Genomic DNA, 1302 nt, shown 5'->3' with positions numbered 1-1302 from the left:
TGTGGTTCCCCCGGAATCGTGGAGGACTCCTCTATGCGGCTTCGGGCTCGGTGACTGCGGTGTTCTCGTAGTCGACCGGACTCATCATCCCGATCGCGCTGTGGCGACGCTGGTGATTGTAGAAGCCGTAGCACCACTCCAACACGACCGCCTGCGCCTCCATGATAGTATGGAACTCGTTGCGTGACAACACTTCCCACTCCAAAGAAGAGAAGAATGCCTCCGCTGCGGCGTTGTCGAAACACGATCCGACCCGGCCCATCGACTGCCGGATACCCATCTTCTGGCACAGCCTGGTGAACCGTTTCGCGGTGTACGTCGACCCACGATCGGTGTGGAAAATCAGCTTCTGCGCATCGTCATCACGCCATATCGCCTGCATACCGCCCCGCGTGGCGACCGCCATCTCGATCGCCGCACACGCCAACGCTGCATCCGGGTGACGACTGGTGGCCGCCCCCAGCAGGCGGCGACTGTAGAGGTCGATGACCGTGGCCAGATACAGCTTGCCCGCCGCGGTCGGGATCTCGGTGATGTCGCCGACCCACCGCTGATCGGGGCACTGTGCGGTGAAATCGCGACCCAACAAATCGGGGAACTTCGGGGCGGTCTTGTCCTGACGGGTCAGCCCGTTGCGCCGGCGGATCCGCCGCGCGACCAGGCCCTGACGACACATCGAATCAGCGACAGTCTTCTCGGTCACCGTCCACCCGTCAGCACGCAGATCCGCATGCAGGCGCGGTGACCCGTGCAGGCCGCGGGCCTTGTCGAGCGCCACCGCCACGGCCCGGTCGATGGTGTCCCGGCGATAGTCGCGGGTGGTGTGCAAACCCGTTGCCGCACCCGGCGATTGGGTCCGCTTATGCCATTTGTAGAACCACGCCTCGCTGACCCCGAGCAGCCGGCAGGACACCGCGTGTGGCACCCGATAGTTGGTCCTCTGGTCGGCGATAAAGCGTGCCACGCTCACTTCGTCGCCTCCTTCACCCACAGGACCACTGATCGCTTGAGGACATCACGCTCCATGCGCAGCTCGGCGACCTCGTCACGCAACCGTTTGAGCTCAGCAGCGTCATCAACGGTCAGCTCGCCGCGGCCCTCCCGCTCGGCGCGCGCCCGGTTGACCCAGTTACCCAAGGTGCCCTCGTTGACCCCCAGGTCTCGAGCGACCTGGGCGATCGGCTTACCTGTCTCCTCGACGATCCGGACCGCCCCATCACGAAACTCCCGGTCGTACTTCTTCCGCTTCTCTGGCATCGTGCTCCTCATTATCGATGCCTCTACGGTTCGGGGGGAACCTCA

2 protein-coding genes are annotated in these 1302 nt (G+C 64.1%); both read right to left on the bottom strand.

All coding sequences use genetic code 11. The features are described from left to right. Positions 1–31: 31 nt before the first annotated feature. On the bottom strand, positions 32–970 hold the full coding sequence (locus tag A5788_RS10105; protein WP_020169764.1) for an IS3 family transposase: 939 nt from the start codon (positions 968–970) through the stop codon (positions 32–34). Next, positions 967–1257, bottom strand: coding sequence for a transposase (locus A5788_RS10100; protein ID WP_005195137.1), 291 nt, complete (start codon positions 1255–1257; stop codon positions 967–969). Before A5788_RS10100 ends, A5788_RS10105 begins: the two co-directional genes overlap by 4 nt. Positions 1258–1302: the final 45 nt, after the last annotated feature.

This window comes from Gordonia sp. 852002-50816_SCH5313054-c (assembly GCF_001665925.1).
Classification (GTDB): domain Bacteria; phylum Actinomycetota; class Actinomycetes; order Mycobacteriales; family Mycobacteriaceae; genus Gordonia; species Gordonia jacobaea.
Note: the sequence above shows the minus strand (reverse complement) of the source record. Positions and strands in the feature narration are given on the sequence as shown.

What these genes read in the sequence shown, in the direction of transcription:
- A5788_RS10100 (WP_005195137.1), bottom strand. Translation starts at nt 1,257, where the DNA reads ATGCCAGAGAAGCGGAAGAAGTACGACCGGGAGTTTCGTGATGGGGCG.